This window comes from Actinoplanes sp. NPDC089786 (assembly GCF_040684855.1).
In the GTDB taxonomy this organism is placed as follows: domain Bacteria; phylum Actinomycetota; class Actinomycetes; order Mycobacteriales; family Micromonosporaceae; genus Actinoplanes.
Genome location: NZ_JBFBGU010000003.1, coordinates 292,800 through 313,570 on the forward strand (window position 1 = coordinate 292,800; position 20,771 = coordinate 313,570).

Below are 20,771 nucleotides of genomic sequence, written 5' to 3' on the forward strand. Positions count from 1 at the left end.
CCCCTTGTCGGGTACGCACAACGCCGACCGACGCGTGGCACACCGCGACCCACTCACGCTCAAGGCCGTGAACGCGCCTTTCGCGTGAGTGGGTCGTCTCGCATCCGCAGCGGCAGTTTGCGCGAAAGCGCTGCATAGCGAGCCCGGATCTCCTCGACCGGACGATGCAGCCGTCGAGCCATCAGCGCCACCCGGCGCCCTTCGATCAGTTCGGCCGGATCGAAATATGGGGTGTCGCCGTCGCCCTCCCTGGTGAGCAGGGCTCGATCCACAAGATCGGGTGTGGCCCAGGCAGCGGCTCTGAGCCAGTCGCGCCGTGTGCTGACAGCGGCATGCCGTAGGCCACGGCGGGTCAGCCGTCGGGCGTAGTCATCCCCGAAATACGCCAGCGCGGCAACTATCGACCTACGGTCGTCGCCTGCGGTATTCGCAATGCGTGCGCGTAGCGGCGGCAAGGGCCGAGGGTCACCCATGCGGCCGAGCGCCCAGGCGACCCGGGAGGCCAGCCAGGGATCAACATGATCCGCGAGCTGCCGGAGCCGGAAGGCGGCCCGGCCGTCGGCAAGCAGTCCGAGGGCGTTGGCGACGGAGCCCCGCATCCGGAGGGAAGGATCGTTCAGGCCCTCGCGAAGATGAATGGCCACCTCGGCGTCACCCGAGCCCCCGAGGGCTATGGCCACCGAGGTTCGCACGTCGAGGTAGTGGTCGTTGAGCCGTTCGAGCAGGGCGGGGACAGCATCGGAGCCGGGGCGGAGCCGAAGTTCCCACGCGGCGGTCTCGCGCACGGTGGGATGAGGATCGTTGCGCAGCGCGCTGATCAGCAGTGGTCGGGTCGCGTCGGGTGCGATGCGGGCCAGAGCCTCGACGGCCTTGGCTCTGACCCCGCCGTGCGGACTGGTCGCCAAGTGCTGGAGTGGCTCGAGTGACTCGGTGTCGCCGAGAAGGCCCAGAGCCCATGCCGCGGCACGTCGAACCTGAGGATGTGAGTCGTCCAGGGTCGATCGCAGGGTCGAAAGGGCTCCGAAGGTGTCCAAGTAGCCCAGTGACCAGCAGGCCGCGCTCCGAATTCGCCAGTATGGGTCCTGAAGCAGGGGGACGAGGTCGGCCCCTATCGTCGCCACGCCTAGATTCCCGACCGCCACGGCAGCGGCTTCGCGTATTTCCTTGTGGGGATCCGTCAGGCGGCCGACGATCGCGTTGCCGGCACGCTGATCGCGCGTTTGGGCCAGAGCGGACAGCGCCGCCGAACAGACCTCGATGTTGGGGTCGTTCAGCCGGGCGACCAACGGCTCGAACGCCGACTGAGCGCCCAGTTTGCTCAAGGCGGAGACCACCCATCTGCGGACGTTCGGGTCCGGATCAGCGAGGGCATCGATGAGATCGGGTGCTGTGTCCTCGGCGCCCAGCTCACCGAGGCCGTAGGTCGCCCACAGCCGTTCCTCTGAGTCGTCCGCCGTCAGCATCTCGATGAGACGCTTCCGCGAGGATCGGGCGCCCAGCCGGCCGAGCGATCCCGCGGCCCGTGATCGGACACCCGGGGCGGGATCGTCGAGCAGCCGCATGAGCCGCCGGATCGGTTTACTCACGCGCTGGCTGCCGAGCGACTGAGCGGCTTCCTCGCGCACCTCGGCGACCGGATCGGACAGCGCGTCGAGCAGAGGGTCCACCGGGCGTGGGTCGAAGTGGTGGTAGAAGGCACTGGCCACGCCGACACGCAGACGTGGATCCGGTTCCTTGAGCATCGGGCGCAGGGTGCTGAACAGGGTGTGATCGGGATACCGACCCAGGCCCTCAACAGCCGCGAGCCGTGTCGGCATGTCAGTATCATCGGCCAACGACAGCAGGCGGTCCCGGACCCGGGAGTCGATCGACTTGCCGAGAATCTCGGCCACTCGGCGGCGATTGGCCGGTGTGTCGTCCGCCGCCGCTTCCGCGATGGTCTGGACGGCCTGATCGTCGTGGAGGAGCGAGAGCGCGTTCAGCGCATACAGCCGCTCGTCGGCGTCATCGTCGTCGAGCGCTTTCCGGAATCGTTCGGCCGGAAGTGCCACCTCGAAGCGGGCGAGTACGGGCAACACCGCGGCCGAGGACAGCGCCGCGATCTGATCGCAAGCACGGTTTCCGAGGAGTTCGCCCAGCGTCCAGCTCAGCCAGAATTCGTGATCATGGGGATCGTCGGACAGCCGGCCGAGAAGGTGCGGCGCGGCGTCGGTGTGGCCGAGACTGCCCAGTGCGGAGATGAACCGCCACGTCTGCTTCTCGTCCGCCGTTTTCATCGCGTCGAGCACGGCGGTGCCCGCTTCGCTGCTCCCCAGGTCACCGATGGCTTCAGCGATGTGTCCGGCCGCGTCGCCGACGCTCGTGCGGAGGGCGGAGACGAGCGCGGGAACCGCTCGGCGATCTCCGCTGCGGCCGACCGTACCTTCGGATCATCATCGCTCAGACATCGCATCAGCGGTGGGACCGCGCTGTCGGCCGGCACGCTCGCGAGCGCCCTCGCGGCCGCCGCCCGAACCGACGCGACCTCGTCCTCGAGCCGCGCGATGACATGGGGGATCACCGAGGTCAGCCCGGATGTGCCCAGCCGGCGCACGGCGGCCGCCCGCACGAGCGGATCGGCGTCGCGGGCGGCGTTCACGAGGGGATCGACCGCCTCGGTCCATCGCCGTGCACCGAGCACCCTGGTCAGCAGGACTAGCCGCGACGCAGGCATCGCGGCCGGGTCGATCGTCCGCTGGATGCTCCTGGCCTGGTTGTCGGTCAGCCGCCAGGCACACGTTTCCGCGTTGTCCGCGAGCCGGCCGAGCGCCCACGCGGCCGTCACGGCCAGTTCGTCGACGCCGTGGAGCAGGTCGAGCAGCCGCGCGGCGGCCCGGTCGTCGCCGAACGTCAGGTGTCCGATGATCAGCGCCGCCCGGAGCACCGTCTCCCGGTCGTCGGCCGCCAGGTCCTGGATGCGTGCTTCCTGCCAGCTCGCCAACTCGTCGGGAGCGTTGGGTGCGGAACGGCCGATCACCTCGCCGATCAGGGCGACCAGGTCGGTCGAAGCGTTGCCGCTCTGGGTGCGGAACTCGGTGAGCAGGTGGCTGACCAGCTCGCCGGACCAGCGGGAACTGGCGAGCGAACGCACGGCGTCATGGATCTCGCGTTCCGGACCGTCGAACGGCAACGTCCGGACCAGGCGCCGCAGCACCGTCCGGGCCGCGTCCGGTCCCGCGTTCGGCTCGTCCTGGAGGCAGCGGGCGGCGAAGACGGTCCGGGGTGTCGACGATGCGGGGTCGCCGTCGTCCGGGCCGAGGATAGCCCGCAGCACCGGGTCGACGTCGTCGTCCGGGCAGAGGGTCACGGCGAGTCGCACGGCCTCCTGCCAGGAGCGGTCGGCCGACGAGTCGGAAGGGACCGGGTCGTCGAGGCGGGTCGCGAGGACGGCGATGTCGTCGGCCAGCCCGCGGTCCGGGTCCTTCCCGGGGAAGCACCGTTTCACCAAGGCGCGCGCGGCCAGGTACTCCTGGAACGTCAGGTGGCGGAACTCGAAGACCGGCACGTCGTGCACCCGACCGGCCTCGGTCAACAGGCCGGTGCGGTTCTCCATCAGCTGGATGAACTGGGCCGGAGTGCGTTGGGCGACGGAGTACTGCGTCGGATATTCGTCGCGTATCCGAGCCAGCAGAGTGATCAGGTCGTCGTCGGTGATCTGCTGGGCGCCCCGCACCGACATGTCGTACGCCATGTAGCCGAGTTGTGGCACCGCCTCGCGGGCGTCAACCGGCCGGTCGACCTCCGGCCGCCAGTTCAGCAGCACCTTGATCGCTTCCCGGTACAGGTCGGCCCGGTGCTCCGGCAGCTTCCCGACCGTACGTTTGACCAGGACCATCGTCGTCAGCAGCATCGGGCTCCCGGTGAGGCGTTCGATGCGGTCGGTTCCGTGGATGTCCTTGCTGATCTCGGCGGCGATCGCCTTGTGCCGGTCCGGTGGCTCGTTGAGCGCGCACCAGCGGCGGATGAAGTCGTCCTTGTCGCGGCGGCCGAGTTCGGCCAGCGTGACGTGTTCGAAGCCGCGCCCGATGCGGTAGCCCATCTCGCGGTAGCCGACGATCCGGCTGGTCACGATGACCGGCGCGGCCGGGTAGGCGAGGTGGATCCGTTCGAGCTGTTCGCAGAAACGGGCCCGGGCGGTGGCGTCGGCGATCTCGTCGAGGCCGTCGACCAGAAGCAACGCCGAGCCGTCGGCCAGCCGCCGGAGCAGGCTGGACCGCAGGACGTCGACGTGGTGGTCGGGGAGTTCGGCCCGCCGCAGCACATGGGTGAGCATGTCGGCGAGCGGACCGTTGAGCTGGTCCGCGCTGAGATCCCGGCAGCGTACGAGGACCGGTAGCCAGTCTTCGTCGGGCAGCGTCTCCACGGCCGGCAGGTCGGACCAGTCCGGGTCGCCGCGCAGCTTGAGCAGGAAGGCCGTGGCGAACCAGCGCAGCATCGTGGACTTGCCGGCGCCGGGATCACCGAGGACGACAAGGCGGCGCGACACCCGCAGGCGGGCGCCCGGGCCGACCGGGACGTCCCGGGACGCCGATTGGGCGCCGGTCGGCCTGGACCGATCGGAGCCAGGACTTCCGCTGTCCGGCGACCCGCCACCGGAAGTGGCCCGTCGACGTTCGATCGCGGTCAGCCCGCCGGCGTCCGGTGGGTCGCCCGCCTCCCGTTCGACCCGGACCTTGAGCGGCACGAACAGGGTTCGCAGCATCAGTTGCCGGGTCGCCGTCCGCCGGTCGCTCGGCAGGTTGGTCAGGTGGATCAGATCGCAGGCGTCCAGGAGCAGGTTGCGATAGGCCGCCTCGGCCCGGGCCTCCGCCTCGTCGGCCGGCTCGGCCGAGGGGTCGACCGGGTAGTGCCGGGCCAGCGCGGCCAGCAGTTGCTGAACGGCCCGGCCGGGATCGAGCCAGTAGGCGGCGATCGCGGCATCCAGCGTCAGCGGCTCGAGGTAGGCCTCCTCGTCCATCTCCAGTCCGAAGACCCGTACGCCGGAATAGCGGCGGGTGGCGTGGACCAGCCGGTGTGCCCATCGACTGCCGGCCGCTCGGGCCGTGCCACACAGCACGACCGGGCCGCCCGAGGTGAGCACCCGGCCGGCCTCGGCGACCAGGCTCTCGCCGACCAGCACCGTGCCGGAGTGCACCACCTCGTATCCGGCCGCCACCAGCGGCGCGGCCAGCCGTTCGGCCTGCTCCTCGTCGCCCTGCGCGTGAGCGATCAGGATCGGGCGACGGCGCGGCGGGACGGTCATCGGATGGCCGCCAGCAGGCGGCTCACCCCGCCGTCCCAGTTCCGGCCCAGGTCGGCATACTTCAGATCGGCGAGGATGGCGGGGACCGCCCCATCGGTCAGCCGGACCGGCAGGATCTTGACCGGATGCCCGTTGAGCTGGCGTGCCAGCATGGACATCCACTCCCGGCTCATCCACGGCGACTCGACGCCGGAGCTGGAACAACACAGGACCAGATAGGTGGTCCCGGCCAGCCCGGACGACATGCGCTCCACGATGGAGTCGCCGATGTCGATCCGCCACTTGTCGAACCAGACCTCATGCCCGGCGTCGCGGAGAGCCTCGGCCAATCGGCGCGCCTCGGAGCTGTCGGGCTGCCGGTAGCTGACAAAGACGTCCGCCATGGGCGCTCCCTCGATAACGATGACGCCGGATCGTAAAGGTACAGCCACTCTTGGTGAAATACGAGGCGATGTCCACCGAGGGGGGAGCCAGGAGTTCGGTCAAGAACGCACGTTTGAAGTCGTAACCGCGGGGTACGGCTCTCGTTTCTTACTGCGAAACGGATGACGGTCGTGACGCTGAGGGGTCGCCCGCCGGTCCGGCTGCCTTGTCCCGGGCGCCGATCGGTTCCCCTGGCTGTCCCGCGCGACCAGTAGGCGCCTCGCGCGCCTGCCGTCCCTTCCCTGCGGGGGGCCTTGTCCCGGGCCCCCCGCCCCCTAATCTCCCGGTGGATAATCCTCGTCGATCGAGGAGGGCCTCCTGAGAGCCAACGACGCTTACTGGTCCCACCGCAACCGTCCGGCCCGCGCCCGTCTGCGTGGTCTCGCGCGCAACCCGGCGATACCGGCCGGTCTGCTGCGCCGGCTCGTCGACGCGCAGTTCACCGAGGTCAAGTACGACCTGCCGGCCCGCCGGGTCTGGACGGACGAGCAGTTCGAGGCGCTGCGCACACATCCGGCCCTACCTCTCCGCTCCCGCCGAGCGGCGGCCGGCCCGCACCTGCCGGTGGCGCTGCTGGAGCGGATCCTGGCCGATGCGGCCACGCTGCCCTCGCAGGACGCCGCCGACACCCGCGAACAAGCCGTCTACCTGGGATAAGACCTTGATGGGGTACGCGCACAGCACAGCACCGCCACCTCCGCGACCTGATCAGGGGGCAGGCCGTGAAAGCGAGTTTCGCGTGACGGGTGGGTCTGTCATCATCGGCGCCATGATTTCTTGCCTCACCCGATGACGGCGCACGCCCGCCTCTGGGGCACGCTGCCCTCCCGGTACGCGGACCGTCGCGTCGCCACGTCCACGGTCGACGCCGCCGGGCGCATCGTCGCCTTCCTCGTCGCCCCCGATGCGCGGTGCTGGGTGCGCGGCCCTGCGCCCGACCCCTACACCGCGACGATCGTCGTGCTCGACGGCAAGGACGTCACCGAGGTCGCCGTGCCCGACCTCGACCTGCACTTCCCGAAGGTCGACGTGCTGGGCGACGGCTTCGTGCTGGCCGACGCCCGCTGCCGGATGCCCGAGGGGCCCGCGCCGGAGTCGGTCGCCGAGCTCGAGGCCCAGATTCCCCGCAACGCCCGCGTGATCGGCGCGGACGGCTCGACCCGAGGCACCTTCCACGCCGGCGACGGCATCGAATACCTGATGACCGACGCGGCCGGCGACATCTGGATCGGCTACTTCGACGAGGCCTCGGTCTGCGTGCCGCTGCCGGAGCGCCCGCCGCGTTCGCGTGGCCGGGCCGAGCCGGCACGGCCGTTCCGGACGATGTTGGACAGGCCCGGGCTGATCCGCTGGACCGGGGACGGCACCGCGGCCTGGCTCGCCGCCTACGACGGCAACGGCCCGCGGTCCGGGTGGCTGGACTGCTACTCGCTCAACGTCGGCGCGACCCGGACCTGGGCGTGCCCCTACACCGGCTTCCCGCTGGTGGAGATCGACGGCGCGGGGGTGCGATGCGTTCGCCGGAATCCGATCCACTGGGCGTTCGCCGTGCTGGTGGCCGGCGACCGGCTGGCCTTCGCCACGTACGACGACGGGGAGGTGACGATGCGCTTCGGGCGGGTCACGGACGGCCCGATCGAGGCCACCACCAGCGAGCCGCTCCACCTGCCTGGATCGGCGCCCCGCGCGGTGGCCGCCCGTGACGATCGCATGTGGATGGCGGTCGGCTCCTCCTGGCACGTCGTCACGATCTGACCGGGCCGCGTCAGCGGCGGGCGGGACCACTCACGCACGTCGCAGGGAGGGCGGCCGCGGAAGCGGAGCGTGCGGCCGCCCGGACCGGCCTCGGCGGGAGCAGCGGTCAGTACCCACCACCCCGCTGCGACAAATATCTTAAGAAGCGCGAATCGGGCCTGCGGTTCGGGTGCGGGCGAGGGGCACGGGTTCCGCGGTGACCGAGGCGATGCCGGGGCGGCCGTTCTCGACGACGAACTCGGCGGCCGTGCGGATCTGTGCCTGCTCGGCCCGGAGCGGCATGTGCTCGTAGTAGGCCTGGAAAGCCGCGATCCGCCGCGCGCGGAACTGCGAAGGCGTCTGGAGCTGAGGATCCTGCGGGATCTCGTCGGCCCAGTTGTTGTCGATCTCGTGGTCGTCGAACGTCACGATCCACGGGAACGCGGCATGCGCGGCCTGCAGGTGGGGGTCGGTCTTGTACTGGGCGTGGCGGTTGCGGTACTGCGCCAGGTCGAGCGGCTCGCCGGCGCCCTCGTGGACGCGGCGGGCGTTCGGGTTGGGCGCGCCCTCGTAGATGTAGTCGCCGAGGAACGCGACGAAGCCCAGGTCTTCCTCGGCCAGGTGGGCGTAGGCGGTGTAGAAGCCCGCCTGGTAGTCCTGGCAGGAGGCGAACGCGAAGCGCAGGTTCTGGGGGCGGGCGTTGTCGGCCGGGGCGGTGCGGGTGCGCCCGACCGGCGAGATCTCGACGCCCTGAACCGACATCAAGTTGATGGATGGCGCGTAGCCCGCGCACGTCCACGTGCACCGAGTGCGCGAGGTCGGCGGTGGCCTGCTTGACGCCGGACGCCACCACTCGGCGGAACCGTTCGTCGGTCGCCACCTCCCAGCGCACCGGCACCGCGCTCGCCGGCAGGCCGGACGTCGGGGCGAGGCGTGTCCAGATGACCACCGCGTCGGGCAGCGGGTCGCCGGACGCCACGCCGAGGCGGAACAGCCCGTCCGGCAGCGGCGGTCCTTCCTGGCGGATCAGGATCGGCCCGGCCGCGATCGCGGAGGCTCCGGAGACGAACGTGCGTCGGCTGATCGGAACGTCTAGAGACATGCCTCGATGCGACGCCCCGATCGTTACGCGCTTTCAACGGGCGCCCGGACCAGAGTCAAAATCATGCGGTCGTAGCGGGGTGGGTGGCGCCGACCGCTGCTCCCGCCGAGGCCGGTCCGGCGACGTGCGTGAGTGGTCCCGCCCGCCGCTGACGCGGCCCCGACCTCACGCCGCGGGAATGTCCGCGGTCACCATGCCGATCGTTCCCGCGGGGACCAGGGCGATCACGTTGCCGGTGGGGGTCATCACGGAGGTGGGGCCGAGTCCGATGTGGCTGTCGCCACGTTCGCCGGTGACGTCGGCCGACACCAACCACATGCCGGTCTCGCGGGCCCGTTCGGCGCGGATCTCGTGGTGCCGGTGCTGCCACCGGAACGCGTTCTCGCGGCGCATCATGTTCTGCGCCGGCACGAGTAGCACCTGGGCGCCCTGGCCGGCCACCGCGGCCGCCGCTTCCGGGAACTGGGTGTCGTAACAGATGTTGACCCCGAAGCGGGTGCCCGCACAGTCGAAGACCGGATACTCGCGGCCGGCCGTGAACACCTGTTCGCCGGCGGTCAGGAAGTTCTTGCGGTACCGCCCGATCACGCGCCCACCGGCCACGACCACCGCGGTGTTGTGGAAGCGGTCGCCGTCGCGCTCGATCATCCCGAGCACCAGCGTCGGCCCGGTCACGCCCAGCCGCTCGACGAACGCCGGCTCCACGGCGTGGCCGCGGACATGATCGTCGGTGACGAGGTATCCCGGCAGGAAACACTCGGGGAACAGCAGCAGGTCGACGCCCTCGGCGTCGGCCCGTCCGGCGAAGTCCCGGACGACCCGGAGCGCGGCGTCCACGTCACCCAGGATCTCCGGCGTCTGACACGCACCGATCCGCATCGAGCCGGCTATTCGGCGGTGAAGGAGCGGACGTAGGCCAGAGCGGCCTTCATCGACGCCCCCATCGGCTCGGCGCTTCGCAGGGTCTGGCTCAGCAGGCTGCCGCCCTGAAGCGCCGTGAGCAGGGCCATCGCCAGTTCGTCGAGGTTGGCCTCGGGTCGTAGCTCGCCTCGGTCGCGCATCGCCCGCAGGCCGTCGTGCAGCAGGGACTGCCAGCGCTGGAAGGCGTTGCACAGGTCTTCGCGGGTCTGGTCGTCGGCGGGGTTCAGCTCGCCGGCCAGCGAGGTCAGCGTGCATTCGCCGCGGCCGCTGTTGTGCTCCTGGTTCTCGACCGCGGCGTCGGCCCAGGCGCGGAGCGCGTCGAAGCTGTCCAGGGCGCCCATGATCGGCCGGCCGGGTATCAGCGGCGCCTCGGCCTGGCGGGTGATGACCGCCCTGATCAGGGCCTGCTTGCTGACGAAGTAGTGGTAGAGCTGCGACCCGCTGACGCCGGCCGCCTTGCGTACGTCTTCGGTGCTGGTGCCGGTCACGCCGCGCTGGGCGATCAGGTCGGTCGCCGCCTCGAGGATGCGTTCCCTGGTCGCCTGACCTTTGCGGGTCAATGTCACGCCCTCAGCCTAACGGACTGGGTTGCGCAATCCAAAAATTGCCGGTAGAAATTGGGTTCACCAACCCAGAAAGGGATCGACGTGACTGATCTAGCAGGAAAGACCGCCTTGGTGACCGGGGCCACGGCAGGCATCGGCCGGGCTGTGGCGATGCGGCTCGCGGAGAACGGGGCGGATGTTGTGGTGCACGGCCGCGACGAGCGCCGCGGCGCCGAGCTGGTGTCCGCGATCGCCGAGCGGGGCGGCCGGGCCCGCTTCGTCGCCGCCGACCTCACCGACGCCGCGGACGTCGAACGGCTGGCCGCCGACGCCGGCGAGGTGGACATCCTGGTCAACAACGCCGGCGTGTACGAGTTCACCGCGACCCCCGGCACCAGCGCCGACAGCTTCGACCGGCACCTCGCCATCAACACCCGGGCGCCGTTCCAGCTGGTCGGGGCCCTGGCCCCCGGCATGGCCGAACGCGGCCACGGCGCCATCGTCAACGTCAGCTCCACCGCGGCCACCTCGGTCGCACCGGTCGGGGCGGCCTACGGCGCGTCAAAGGCGGCCCTGGAAATCCTGACCCGCTACTGGGCCACCGAGTTCGGCGGCGCCGGCGTCCGCGTCAACGGCGTCGCCTCCGGCCCCGTGCGCACCCCCGGGACCGCACCCATGCTGGCCGCCTTCCCCGACGCCATGGACCAGGTGACCGCCCGGGGCCGGATCGGCGACCCCGACGAGATCGCCGACGTCGTCCTGTTCCTGGTCGGCGACCGCAGCAGCTACGTCAACGGCACCGTGGTAGCCGTCCACGGTGGAGAGCGCAGCCTCCTGCCCGGCTGAGACCTCCACGAACACGGCGGCCTGCCCCAGCACCCGCCGTGGGTCCACATCCTCCGGACGGAGCCGCGACCTCGAACCGCAGGACCCGTGATCTGACCGCCCAGCGCGAATCTGTGGTGGGACGGTTCCGGGGCCCCTTACCCCGGCCAGGTCGAGCCCCAGATTCCGTTCTTCGTCGCAACCCCGACGGCCCCGTGGACTTCCTCGGAACCCAGCGATCACCAGAAAGTCGCGTCCCGCCGTTGCGCCGGCTCGTCCTGGGCCGGCCGCTCCTGCGGTTGACCCCGACCCAATACCCGTGCGCCCGAAAGGTCGCAAAATTTCGGGCGACGCGGGCGCCGCCACCTCCCCCACCCAGCCACTGGGTGGGCGTCAAGGTAGCCGGTTGGCTCAACGTTTTTCGGGTTCCGTCCACAGGGCCGCCGGAGTGTGGATAAGTCGGTCGGTAATCCCGCGGCAGAAGACCATGCGTCGTCGAGGCCACCGGGACGGCGAAGTTACCGCCCATCTCGGCCATGATCTGGGTTGCGCCTGGCCGAGGCCGATGGCGCAACTGTGTCGAGGTGGACCATCTCCACGGTCACCGGCCCGGTCCTCGACGCCGTGCAGGTGAGAATCCGCGACGGCAAACCGAGTTGCCTGGGCGGAGGTTGTGGGTAGGCAGGGGCGCATGACTAGTCGGATCGCGGTAGTGGCGATTGATGCGGTGGATGTCGGTCGGGTGGTGGAGTTCTGGGTGGCCGCGCTGGGCTGGCGGGTGGTCGAGGAGGACGACGACGGCGTGGTCAGCATCGGGCCGGGTACGGGTGGCGGGCCGAGCATTGATGTGTGTCCGGTGCCGGAGCGGAAGGCCGGGAAGAACCGGCTGCATCTTGATCTTCGGGCGGACGGCAGCACGCAGCGGGAAGAGGTCGACCGGCTGGTGGCGCTGGGTGCGACGCCGGCTGATGTGGGTCAGCCGGCGGACGCCTCGTGGGTGGTGCTCGCTGACCCGGAAGGCAACGAGTTCTGTGTGCTGTCGCGGTCGGTGCAGGAAGTGGGGTGAGGCGCCGGTCACGCGAAAGGCGCGTTCACGGCCTTTCGCGTGACCGGGTCGCGGAGGGGGTGGGTGCTGTCGGAAACCCGTACCGCTAAAGGTTTTTGAGCAGTTGGGCGGCCTTCTCGGGGACGATGTCGTTGATGAAGGCGCCCATCGCCGACTCCGAGCCGGCCAGGTATTTGAGCTTGTCGGCGGCCCGGCGGATGCTGAACAGCTGCAGGTGCAGGTAGCCGAGGTCGCGGCCCTCGCCGGTGACGGCCTGGTGCCAGGCGCTGATGTACGGCATGGGCTTGTCGAACAGCGCGTCGAAGCGGCGCAGCACGTCGAGGTAGAGCGGGGCGAAGGCGTCGCGCTCGGGGCCGGACAACGCGGGGATGTCGGGCCGGCGGCGGTGGGGCGCCACGTGGACCTCGAAGGGCCAGCGGGCCGCGGCGGGGACGTAGGCCGTCCAGTGCTCGTTCGAGGCGATCACCCGGTCGCCGGACGCGCGCTCCGCGGCCAGGACGTCGGCGTAGAGGGAGTTGCCGGTCGCCCGGTGGTGCTTGGCCGCCGCGTTCAGCATCAGGCGGGTGCGGGGGGTGACCATGGGGTACGCGTAGATCTGGCCGTGCGGGTGGCTGAGCGTGACGCCGATCTCGATGCCGCGGTTCTCGAACGGGAAGACCTGCTCGACGCCGGGCAGCTCGGACAACGATGCGGTGCGGTCGGCCAGGACGTCGACCACGGTGCGGACGCGGGCCGGCGTGAGGGCGCCGAAGCTGCTGTTGTGGTCGCTGGTGAAGCAGACCACCTCGCAGCGGCCGGTGCCGGGGCGCACGGGCACCAGGTCGGTCACCGACGCGATCTCGTCGGGGTGGACCCGGGCGCTGAACGACGGGAACTGGTTCTCGAAGGTCACCACGTCGTAGTCGGGGGCGGGGATCTCGGTGGAGAACTCCGGCGTCGACGGGCACAGCGGGCACTTGTCGCTGGGCGGCAGGAATGTGCGGGTCTGCCGGTGGGCGGCCACCGCCACCCATTCGTCGACCAGCGGGTCGTGGCGCAGCTGGGACGCGGCCGGCGGGGTGGGCAGGTCGCGCTTGTCCGGCCAGGCGTTGCGGTCGTGCCCGTCGGTCTCGTCGAAGTAGATCAGTTCGCGGCCGTCGGACAACCGGATCGCGGTGCGCTGGGCGATGGTCACGGCGCGCCCACCACCACGAGTTCGCCGACCTGCTCGACCAGGATGGCGCGGGCCTGGTCGTCCAGGCCCTCGTCGGTGATGACGATGTCGGCGCGGTCGAGGGAGACGATCGACGAGATGCCGACCGTGCCCCATTTGGTGTGATCGGCGAGGACGACCAGGCGTTCGGCCGCCTCGACCAGGGCCCTGTTGACGTCGGCCTCCATCAGGTTGGGAGTGGTGTAGCCGGCGCGCTCGCTCATGCCGTGCACGCCGAGGAAGAGCATGTCCAGGTGGAGCGTGCCGATCGCGGCGACGGCCACCGGGCCGACCAGCGCGTCGGACGGGGTGCGGGTGCCGCCGGTCAGCACGACCGTCTGGTCGGGGCGGCCGGCTCGGTAGAAGACGTCGGCGACCGGGATCGAGTTGGTCACCACGGTCAGCGACGGGACGTCCACCAGGCGCTGGGCCAGGCCGGCGGTGGTGGTGCCGGCCGACAGCGCGATCGCGTCGCCGGGGGAGACCAGGGCGGCCGCGCGTAGCGCCATCGCGGCCTTCTCGGCCTGTTGCCGCACCGATTTCGCGGCGAAGCCCGGCTCGTGCGCCGAACCGGGACTGACCGTGGTGGCTCCACCGTGCACTTTCGCCAGCAGCCCGCGGTCGGCGAGCGCTTCGAGGTCGCGGCGGATGGTCATGTCGGAGACGCCGTACTCGGAGGCGAGCTCACTGACCCGCACACCGCCGGCGGCGCGGACCCGATCGAGGATGGCAGCCTGTCGCTGCTGGGCCAGCATCAGCGACACACCGCGTTACGATACGGGAACCGAACTATTTCGCACACACCTGAACACTACCTGGCTGTCGGCTGTGTGGAAAAGAGTGACCTCAGATACCTCGTCCGCGCTTGTGCAGAGCCGACAGCACATTCTCCACCTTGACCGCGCCGGTCATCGCGGCCAGCGCGATCGCGGTGCGAGGTTCCTTCCAGTTGGCGCGGACCGCCTCCTTGCTGAACTGCCAGGCCGCGCTGCGGTTGCCGGAGGCGGCCGACCAGCAGGCCAGCTGGCCGTACACGCGGGCGGCGCCGGGGCGGCAGCCGCTGATCTCCGGGTGGCGTCGCATCATCCAGCGCAGCGAGGAGATCTTGGTGGCGTACTCGTAGGCGTAGTGGCTGGTCCGGCCCCACAGCACCCGGACCAGCGGCTCGTCCAGGTGCACGATCGGCCGCCGGCGGGCCGCCCGCAGCAGCAGGTCCCAGTCCTCGTTCTGGCTGCCCGGCGCGTCCTCGGCGACCATGCCGATGGCGTCCTCGGCCAGGGCCTCGCGGCGCATCAGGAACGACGACGAGTGCAGCATGGCCATCCGCGAGCGGGCCAGCTCGTCGACCGTGACCCGGCTGCGGCCGGCCAGGCGGGGTGTCACCCGGTCCTCGTACTCGACCTCGATCGCGCAGGTGGCGAACTCGGCCTCCGGCTCGGCCACCAGCGCGGCGACCTGCCGGCGCAGCTTGTCGGGGGCCCACCGGTCGTCGTCGTCACAGAACGCCACCAGCTCGGTGTCGAGAGACAGCAGCCCGGTGTTGCGGGCGCCGGCCAGGCCGGGTGTGCGCCAGTTGGTCAGCACCAGGACCTGGGTGTCCTCGGTGCGGGCGAGCAGGTAGTCGGGTTCGGTCTGGTCGTACACCACGACCACCTTGATCTCGCCCGGGTAGCGCTGTTCGCACACCCCGGCGATGGCCTTGCGGACCAGCTCGGGACGGTTCCGGGTGGGGATCACGACCCCGACGGACGGCCAGTTCATCACGCCTCCTCAGCGAAAACGGGGTAGCCGTAGGCCCGCAGCATCGGCCCGCACACCGCGCTGACCATCCGGCGTTGCGCGGGCGGCAGCGCGGACTGCCAGGCGTCGTCCCGGCGCAGCGACAGCCGGCCCACGGTGAACCGCATCGGGTTGCCGGCCGCGCTGTGCCCGACCCCCAGGTCGGCGTGGCCGGGACGAAGAAATTCCAGGTCATCGGGCACGAGCGTGAGCCCGGCGAAGTCGGCCAGCCGGATCAGGGCCGCCCGCGGGTCGGTGAGGAACTCCTCGTAGCGGACCCGGCGAACGGCCACCCCGCGCTTGGCCAGCAGGCCGAACGCGGCGTTGTGGGCGTTCCAGAGCAGCGCCGAGCGGCCGGGCGAGTAGCGGGTCATCTCCTCCTCGCCGTCGGTCTCGGGCCGGGCGACGGTCTTCGTCCACGAGTACGCCACCCCGCGCGCGTCCCGCACCACGTGCACGACCCGCAGGTCGAGCCCCTCGGCGTGCCGCAGCACGTGGGCCAGGGCGCTGTGCTTGGACGAGTCCACCACCACGGCGGCGCCGGACACCTCGGCCGCGGCGGCGTACACCTTGGCGTAGTACCCGGCGTACTCGCGCACCTCGGCCTTCGGCATCTGCCCGGCGGCCAGCCGCGGGATGTGCCGGGTGCGCTCGACCAGGTCGCGCAGGGCGTGCACGCGGGGCACGTCCACATTGCCCCAGCCGTTGAAGGCCTTCTCGCCGACCCGCTTCCAGAACGTGCAGGCGGCGAACCGGGCGCCGCATCCGCAGCGCTCGTTGTCGAGGATGTCGCGCTGCCACAGGTGGACGATCTCGCCGAGCGCGCAGACCGACGGAAGTTCGCCGAGCAGCCGTTCGACGAGCGTGGTCCCACTGCGACCCAACCCGCCGAGGTAGAGCACTCGTGCCACTTTGTCCGTCCTTCGCTCGTTTCGCTCATATAACGAGCGAAGGACACTGAAGGAGGCGTTGCGTGAGCGTTGAGGCTTTTGATCGAGTGCACCTCGACGGAACCGGGTTCGACCGGATCACCGAGGCCGAGGTGGTGGCCGTGGTGCGCGAGGCGATCGCGTCCGGCCGAGGTGGACGAATCATCACCCCGAACATCGACATCCTGCGGCAGGCGCAGGCGAACAAGCGGGTGCGTGGCTTCCTGGACGACGCCGACCTGATCGTCGCCGACGGCATGCCGCTGATCTGGGCCAGCCGGCTGAGCGGGATGCCGCTGCCCGAACGGGTGGCCGGCAGCAGCCTGATCTGGTCGCTGTCCGAAGGGCTGGGCCGGGACGGCCGGTCGGTCTTCGTGATCGGCGGCAACCCGGCCACGCCGGCCGCCGCGGACGGCGCGACCCGGGCCGCGCGGCGGCTCGCCGAGCGGTGCCCGGGACTGGAGATCGCCGGGACGCTGTGCCCGGAGTTCGGCTTCGAACGGGACCGCGCGGTCTACGCCGAGTTCCGCAACGCGGTCGCCGAGGCCAAGCCGGACCTGGTCTTCGTCGGTCTCGGCTTCCCCAAGCAGGAGAAGGTGATCACCCGGCTGCGCGAGGACCTGCCGGACGCCTGGTTCATCGGCTGCGGCGCGGCGGTCAACTTCGTCGCGGGCGACGTCGACCGCGCGCCGCGCTGGATGCAGCGCACCGGCCTGGAGTGGGCGCATCGGCTCACCACCGAGCCCCGCCGCCTGGCCGGTCGCTACCTCAAGCGCGACGCGCCCTACGCGCTGCGGCTACTCACCGCGGCGGCCGCCCGCCGCTGACCTCTTCCGCAGCGGCTTCGGGTTGAAGTAGCTGTCCTTGGTCATCCGCTTGAAGGCCCGGAACGCGGCCTTGTCGCCGGTGAGCTGGAACTGCTGCTTCGGCCCGTTGCCCTCGGGGTCGGACTCGAAGTAGGCGACGCCCTTGATCTGCGGGTTCGCCTTGAACGTCCGGGCGGCGTCGGCCAGCCACGCGGCCCGGGCCGACGAGCCCCACGCCTTGGCCACCCCGAACTCGCCGATGATGATCGGCTTGGGGCGTTGCGCGGCCCACTCGAGGAACGGGCCCATCAGCCGGCCGATCGGCTGGAACACCGAACCGGCGTAGACGTCCACGCAGGTCCAGTCCACCTGGTCGTCGCCGGGGTAGTACTCCGGCGCGTTGCCCCGGATGAACCCCTCGGCGGTCGGGCACCACACCCAGGACACGTTGGTCACGCGTTCCTCGGCGAAGATCTTCCGGACGTACCGCCAGGCCGCGATGTAGTCGGCGCCGGACCACATGGTGGCCCGCAGGTTGGGGCGGTCCATCTCCCAGCGCATCCGCAGCAGCACCGGCCGGTCCACCTTGCGGATCGCCTGGGCCTGCTGCCGGATCAGCCGGTCGTGCTCACCGGCCACGATGGACCGGTTGTCGCCGGTGGCCCAGCTGATCATCAGGTCGGCCCCGCCGGCCAGGAGATCCTGGTCGCTCTCGGTGCCGACCATCTGCTCGAACCGGCGGTAGGTGTTCAGGATGTCCAGCCGCCGGCCGAGGTCGCCCTCGAGCCCGTCCACGGCCTCGACCCGGCCCGAGTGGGTGAGTTCGGCCGGTTTGATCCAGGCCCCGAGGTACGCGCCGTCGGCCGGCGCCCGGAACGGCCCGGCCTGGAACGGGCCGGGGTTCACGGCGACGCCGGACGGCGGGCGGGTGAGGTCGGGGGAGGGTGTCGGTTCGGGCGCCTCGCGATCCGGGGCCGTGCACCCGGCGAGCAGCAGCACCCCGGCCAGCAGGAGCTTTTTCATCCGACCCGCCGGGCGACGTAGAGCACGTTCACCGCGTACCGGTCGGAGCCGGGGAACCGCCGCGCCGCCGCGTCCGCCGCCCGGGCCAGCGAGAGCTCGTACAGCGACGGGGTGAGCATCGAGAAGCCGCGCCGCTCGACCACCTCGAAGCCGTGCCGGCCGAGCAACTCGCCGACCTGCTGGTGGGAGAGCTCGGCGAACCAGCGCTGCCCGCTGTGCCGCCGCGCCCGCAGGTGCCGCAGCGACCGGGCGTTGCCGTGGTTCTCCACCACCAGCATCCCGGCCCGCGGGGTGGGCAGCGCCTTGGCCGCGAAGGCGAGCGCCCGCTCCCGGACCGCCTCGTCCACATTGAGCAGCAGCCGGAACATGGTCACGATCGACGGCAGCCCGGCCGGCACCGGCTCGGGCACCGGCCCGTCCGGGGCGATCCGGTGGAACTCGGCCTGGGAGCCGACCTCGGCCGCCTTGGCCATCATCTCGGCCGAGGTGTCGTAGCCGTGCGCGGCGCGGACCAGCCCGTGCAGCGTCCGGATGGCCCGCCCGGTCCCGCAGGCGAAATCGTGCTGGATCGGGGGGCGGTCGAACTCGCGGGACACCAGCCCTCGCAGGTACGCACGCTGCCGCTCGTTGATGCGGGACGCGTACGTGTCCGGAGCGTAGGTCACGCTCTCGTACTTCTCGACGGCCTCAGTGTCCTGGAACACCTTGGTGTAGTCGGTGGTCACGGCTCCTCCTCAGGGACTACTCCGGCGGAATCGGAAGGCGTCCAGCGCCAGCCGCTCGCGGAGCAGCCAGGCGCCGAAGCAGAACGTGGGCACGGCGATCGCCAGCGCCAGGGAGAGGCCGGCCGGCCCGGTGCCGAGCACCGCGGTGACCAGCCGGGGCAGCACGCCGAAGCAGACGACCGAGAGCCCGCCAGCGGCCAGCGTGCCGACGCCGAACGGGTGCAGGTGGGCGTGCCGGGCCACCTGCGCCAGCGGCAGCAGGTTGTTGGCCAGCATCGCGCCGGCCAGGCCGAGCGCCGCGCCCATCGCGCCCAGGCGCGGGATCAGCAGCAGGTCGAGCCCGATGGTCAGGGCCAGGGCGACCAGCACGTTGGCGAGGTTCCACGAGGTACGCCCGGCCATCGCGAGCACCATGTCGACCATGCCGCACCCGGTCGCCACCAGCATCGCGCACGCCAGCACCACGACCACCGGCGCGCCGGCCCGGTACTGCTCGCCGAACAGGCCCAGGTAGACCGGCGCGAACAGGATGACCAGCAGGTTGATCGGCCAGGTGACCAGGACCAGCCAGCCGGTGGCGGTGCGGTAGAGGTGGTTGGCGGTGTCGGTGTCGCCGGTGGCCAGCGCCTCGGCCAGCCGCGGCTGCACCGACTGGGAGATGCCCTGGTTGGCGAACTGGATCAGCACCACGAAGCGGCCGGCCACCGCGTAGACGGCGGCCGGGGCGAGACCGCCGAGCGCGGCCACCAGCAGCACGTCCACCCGCTGCACGGCCAGCTGGGCGACGCTGGCCAACGCGCGCGGCGCGGTGAACCGCCAGAAGTCCCGGCGCAGGGCCCGGCGTTCGACCCGGCGGCTGGACGGCCCGGCCGGCTTGCCGGCCCGGTAGGTGTTGCGGAGCGCGTACGCGGCCAGGATCACCACCGGCAGGTACGGCGCGGCCCAGGCGAACGCGAACACCGGCAGCTCGACCGTCATCCGCAGGCTCGCGATCCCGGCCGCGCCCACCAGCAGCAACTGCAGCGTGCTGCGGAGGACCCGGTCGAGCATCACGGTCGGCTTCATCGCCCGGTAGCCGCGGGTGGCGGTGAGCAGGACGTCGGACAGCGCCCCGAGCGGCAGCAGCAGGGCCAGCACGCGCAGGCCGGTGACGTGCTCGGCGAAGACGTGCGGCGACTCGTCCGCGGTCAGCCGGGCCACCGCCGGCGCGCCCAGCCACAGCCCGGCGGCGAGCAGGCCGGCCAGCAGGATCACCGGGGTCAGGCCGGTACGCAGGCAGGAGCCGAGCAGATGCGTCCGGTCGGTGGCCCGCAGCCGGCTGAGCCAGAACACCAGGCCGGTCTGCGTACCCAGCTTGGCCAGGCCGCCGACCAGCGCGAAGGCGGCCGTGGCGGCGAAGAACGCGCCGGCCTGCTCGGCCCCGAGCGACCGGGCGACGATCCAGGTGACCACCACGCCGGTGCCGCCGGCCAGCGCCATGCCGGCCATGTTGGCCAGCCCGCCGCGGGCCGCGGCCCGGGTCCCGTCGAGCAGGCTGGTCACGAGTCGCGCCAGACCGGCATCCGGCCCAGCCACCTCGACAGGGCCTCGTCCTGCGGCGCGTAGTGGGCGGTCAGCTCGGCGCGGATGCCCGGCTCCATGTCGGACTGCCGCGGGCGGGCGTTGTGCCGTTCGAACTCCGGCCGGTCGAGGTGGGTGGGCAGGCCGAGGAAGGTCAGCACCTCGTCGTACACCTCGTCGGGGTGGGTGAAGAACCGCTCGCTCTCGACCACGTGGATGCGGTCGCGGCCGACGTGCTGGGCCATCCCGCCGAGGTAGCGCGCGTACTCGCCGCGGGCGCGGTAGGCGTGGTGCTGGTGGGCGAAGCTGTAGTACCCCGGGTCCTGGGCCAGCCGCTCCTCCTGGCGGTGCAGCCGGGCCGGTTCCAGGGCCAGCGCGTTGCCGAAGTCGCGTTCCCGCTCGAACCCGCGCGCCACCTCGTGATGGTGCTGCGAGTACGCACGCTCCACCGGGTCCCGGACCAGCACCACCAGCTTGGTCCCGGGCAGGTCGTGGGCGATCCGGGCGGCCGCCTGCGGGTGGTACATGTAGTACGGGCTGGACTCGAAGGTCTGCGCCGGCACCCCGTACCGCTGAAGGATCTTCTCGGCGCTGCGCTGCATCGGGAAGTGCCCGCGGTACCAGGCCATGCCCCGGTGGTACGAGGTGTCGAAGTAGTGCACGCCCTTGTGCAGCACCGCTTTGAGGATCGCGGGGTGCGCGGCGAGGGCCCGGTACAACGACGTGGTGCCGCAGCGCTGGCCGCCGCAGATCAGGAAGGCCGGGGTCATCCGGCTCGGCGAGGTGAGCCGGCCGTACGACCGGGAACCCAGGTGGACCACGCGCTTGACCGGCATGGGCATCTTGCGGACGTCGATCAT

18 protein-coding genes and 1 pseudogene are annotated in these 20,771 nt (G+C 71.2%); 4 read left to right on the forward strand and 15 right to left on the reverse strand.

What is annotated here, in order from left to right; genetic code table 11:
• Positions 1 to 59 precede the first annotated feature (59 nt).
• Genes AB0O15_RS15395 through AB0O15_RS15405 form a run of 3 tightly spaced genes read right to left on the reverse strand, consistent with a single transcriptional unit; the run spans position 60 to position 5,664 of the window.
• The gene (locus AB0O15_RS15395) at positions 60 to 2,288 is read right to left on the reverse strand and encodes a HEAT repeat domain-containing protein (protein WP_364318661.1); all 2,229 of its coding nucleotides are present in this window, start codon (positions 2,286 to 2,288) and stop codon (positions 60 to 62) included.
• Entirely contained in the window at positions 2,273 to 5,281 is a 3,009-nt protein-coding gene (locus AB0O15_RS15400; protein ID WP_364318663.1) for a HEAT repeat domain-containing protein, read from the reverse strand. Before AB0O15_RS15400 ends, AB0O15_RS15395 begins: the two co-directional genes overlap by 16 nt.
• Complete coding sequence (locus tag AB0O15_RS15405; RefSeq protein WP_364318665.1) at positions 5,278 to 5,664, reverse strand: toll/interleukin-1 receptor domain-containing protein; 387 nt, start codon at positions 5,662 to 5,664, stop codon at positions 5,278 to 5,280. Before AB0O15_RS15405 ends, AB0O15_RS15400 begins: the two co-directional genes overlap by 4 nt.
• A gap of 829 nt (positions 5,665 to 6,493) precedes the next feature.
• Here AB0O15_RS15405 and AB0O15_RS15410 point away from each other — a divergent pair.
• Positions 6,494 to 7,459, forward strand: coding sequence for a hypothetical protein (locus AB0O15_RS15410; protein ID WP_364318667.1), 966 nt, complete (start codon positions 6,494 to 6,496; stop codon positions 7,457 to 7,459).
• A 138-nt stretch (positions 7,460 to 7,597) separates the two neighbouring features.
• On the opposite strand, the gene AB0O15_RS15415 is transcribed toward AB0O15_RS15410, so the two are convergent.
• The 4 genes and pseudogenes from AB0O15_RS15415 to AB0O15_RS15430 all read right to left on the reverse strand — a co-directional run bounded on the left by AB0O15_RS15415 (position 7,598) and on the right by AB0O15_RS15430 (position 10,027).
• The gene (locus tag AB0O15_RS15415; RefSeq protein WP_364318669.1) at positions 7,598 to 8,200 is read right to left on the reverse strand and encodes an alkaline phosphatase D family protein; all 603 of its coding nucleotides are present in this window, start codon (positions 8,198 to 8,200) and stop codon (positions 7,598 to 7,600) included.
• Between the two features lie 19 nt (positions 8,201 to 8,219).
• Positions 8,220 to 8,540, reverse strand: a pseudogene (locus AB0O15_RS15420) (PhoD-like phosphatase N-terminal domain-containing protein); the annotation flags it as partial.
• Positions 8,541 to 8,705: 165 nt separating this feature from the next.
• The gene (locus AB0O15_RS15425; RefSeq protein ID WP_364318671.1) at positions 8,706 to 9,419 is read right to left on the reverse strand and encodes a carbon-nitrogen hydrolase family protein; all 714 of its coding nucleotides are present in this window, start codon (positions 9,417 to 9,419) and stop codon (positions 8,706 to 8,708) included.
• Positions 9,420 to 9,427: 8 nt separating this feature from the next.
• Entirely contained in the window at positions 9,428 to 10,027 is a 600-nt protein-coding gene (locus tag AB0O15_RS15430) for a TetR/AcrR family transcriptional regulator (RefSeq protein ID WP_364318673.1), read from the reverse strand.
• Positions 10,028 to 10,108: 81 nt separating this feature from the next.
• Here AB0O15_RS15430 and AB0O15_RS15435 point away from each other — a divergent pair, with 81 nt between their 5' ends.
• Both AB0O15_RS15435 and AB0O15_RS15440 read left to right on the forward strand, forming a co-directional pair.
• The gene (locus AB0O15_RS15435; RefSeq protein ID WP_364318675.1) at positions 10,109 to 10,852 is read left to right on the forward strand and encodes an SDR family oxidoreductase; all 744 of its coding nucleotides are present in this window, start codon (positions 10,109 to 10,111) and stop codon (positions 10,850 to 10,852) included.
• A 670-nt stretch (positions 10,853 to 11,522) separates the two neighbouring features.
• Complete coding sequence (locus AB0O15_RS15440) at positions 11,523 to 11,897, forward strand: VOC family protein (protein WP_364318677.1); 375 nt, start codon at positions 11,523 to 11,525, stop codon at positions 11,895 to 11,897.
• Positions 11,898 to 11,982: 85 nt separating this feature from the next.
• On the opposite strand, the gene galT is transcribed toward AB0O15_RS15440, so the two are convergent.
• The 4 genes from galT to AB0O15_RS15460 all read right to left on the reverse strand — a co-directional run bounded on the left by galT (position 11,983) and on the right by AB0O15_RS15460 (position 15,779).
• Positions 11,983 to 13,071, reverse strand: coding sequence for a galactose-1-phosphate uridylyltransferase (gene galT, locus AB0O15_RS15445; RefSeq protein WP_364318679.1), 1,089 nt, complete (start codon positions 13,069 to 13,071; stop codon positions 11,983 to 11,985).
• Complete coding sequence (locus tag AB0O15_RS15450) at positions 13,068 to 13,844, reverse strand: DeoR/GlpR family DNA-binding transcription regulator (RefSeq protein WP_364319042.1); 777 nt, start codon at positions 13,842 to 13,844, stop codon at positions 13,068 to 13,070. Before AB0O15_RS15450 ends, galT begins: the two co-directional genes overlap by 4 nt.
• Before the next feature lie 91 nt (positions 13,845 to 13,935).
• Complete coding sequence (locus AB0O15_RS15455; RefSeq protein WP_364318681.1) at positions 13,936 to 14,850, reverse strand: glycosyltransferase family A protein; 915 nt, start codon at positions 14,848 to 14,850, stop codon at positions 13,936 to 13,938.
• Positions 14,850 to 15,779: a sulfotransferase gene (locus tag AB0O15_RS15460; RefSeq protein WP_364318683.1), complete on the reverse strand. Its 930-nt coding sequence runs from the start codon at positions 15,777 to 15,779 to the stop codon at positions 14,850 to 14,852. Before AB0O15_RS15460 ends, AB0O15_RS15455 begins: the two co-directional genes overlap by 1 nt.
• Positions 15,780 to 15,841: 62 nt before the next feature.
• On the opposite strand from AB0O15_RS15460, the gene AB0O15_RS15465 reads away from it, so the two are divergent.
• Complete coding sequence (locus tag AB0O15_RS15465; RefSeq protein ID WP_364318685.1) at positions 15,842 to 16,624, forward strand: WecB/TagA/CpsF family glycosyltransferase; 783 nt, start codon at positions 15,842 to 15,844, stop codon at positions 16,622 to 16,624.
• On the opposite strand, the gene AB0O15_RS15470 is transcribed toward AB0O15_RS15465, so the two are convergent.
• From AB0O15_RS15470 to AB0O15_RS15485, 4 genes are read right to left on the reverse strand one after another with little or no spacing between them, the layout of a single operon-like run.
• On the reverse strand, positions 16,595 to 17,626 hold the full coding sequence (locus tag AB0O15_RS15470; RefSeq protein ID WP_364318687.1) for a glycosyl hydrolase: 1,032 nt from the start codon (positions 17,624 to 17,626) through the stop codon (positions 16,595 to 16,597). The genes AB0O15_RS15465 and AB0O15_RS15470 overlap by 30 nt on opposite strands.
• Positions 17,623 to 18,351, reverse strand: coding sequence for a methyltransferase domain-containing protein (locus tag AB0O15_RS15475; RefSeq protein WP_364318689.1), 729 nt, complete (start codon positions 18,349 to 18,351; stop codon positions 17,623 to 17,625). The genes AB0O15_RS15470 and AB0O15_RS15475 overlap by 4 nt, the downstream gene beginning before the upstream one ends.
• A 9-nt stretch (positions 18,352 to 18,360) precedes the next feature.
• Positions 18,361 to 19,926: a polysaccharide biosynthesis C-terminal domain-containing protein gene (locus AB0O15_RS15480; protein WP_364318691.1), complete on the reverse strand. Its 1,566-nt coding sequence runs from the start codon at positions 19,924 to 19,926 to the stop codon at positions 18,361 to 18,363.
• Positions 19,890 to 20,768, reverse strand: a complete 879-nt coding sequence (locus AB0O15_RS15485; RefSeq protein WP_364319044.1) for a sulfotransferase domain-containing protein — start codon at positions 20,766 to 20,768, stop codon at positions 19,890 to 19,892. The genes AB0O15_RS15480 and AB0O15_RS15485 overlap by 37 nt, the downstream gene beginning before the upstream one ends.
• Between the last annotated feature and the right edge of the window lie 3 nt (positions 20,769 to 20,771).

Excerpts from the sequence above, each read along its gene's own strand:
- AB0O15_RS15455 (WP_364318681.1), bottom strand. The coding sequence starts at position 14,850 with ATGAACTGGCCGTCCGTCGGGGTCGTGATCCCCACCCGGAACCGTCCC.
- AB0O15_RS15400 (WP_364318663.1), bottom strand. The coding sequence starts at position 5,281 with ATGACCGTCCCGCCGCGCCGTCGCCCGATCCTGATCGCTCACGCGCAG.
- AB0O15_RS15450 (WP_364319042.1), bottom strand. The coding sequence starts at position 13,844 with ATGCTGGCCCAGCAGCGACAGGCTGCCATCCTCGATCGGGTCCGCGCC.
- AB0O15_RS15440 (WP_364318677.1), top strand. The coding sequence starts at position 11,523 with ATGACTAGTCGGATCGCGGTAGTGGCGATTGATGCGGTGGATGTCGGT.
- AB0O15_RS15415 (WP_364318669.1), bottom strand. The coding sequence starts at position 8,200 with ATGTCGGTTCAGGGCGTCGAGATCTCGCCGGTCGGGCGCACCCGCACC.
- AB0O15_RS15425 (WP_364318671.1), bottom strand. The coding sequence starts at position 9,419 with ATGCGGATCGGTGCGTGTCAGACGCCGGAGATCCTGGGTGACGTGGAC.
- AB0O15_RS15470 (WP_364318687.1), bottom strand. The coding sequence starts at position 17,626 with ATGAAAAAGCTCCTGCTGGCCGGGGTGCTGCTGCTCGCCGGGTGCACG.
- AB0O15_RS15405 (WP_364318665.1), bottom strand. The coding sequence starts at position 5,664 with ATGGCGGACGTCTTTGTCAGCTACCGGCAGCCCGACAGCTCCGAGGCG.
- AB0O15_RS15410 (WP_364318667.1), top strand. The coding sequence starts at position 6,494 with ATGACGGCGCACGCCCGCCTCTGGGGCACGCTGCCCTCCCGGTACGCG.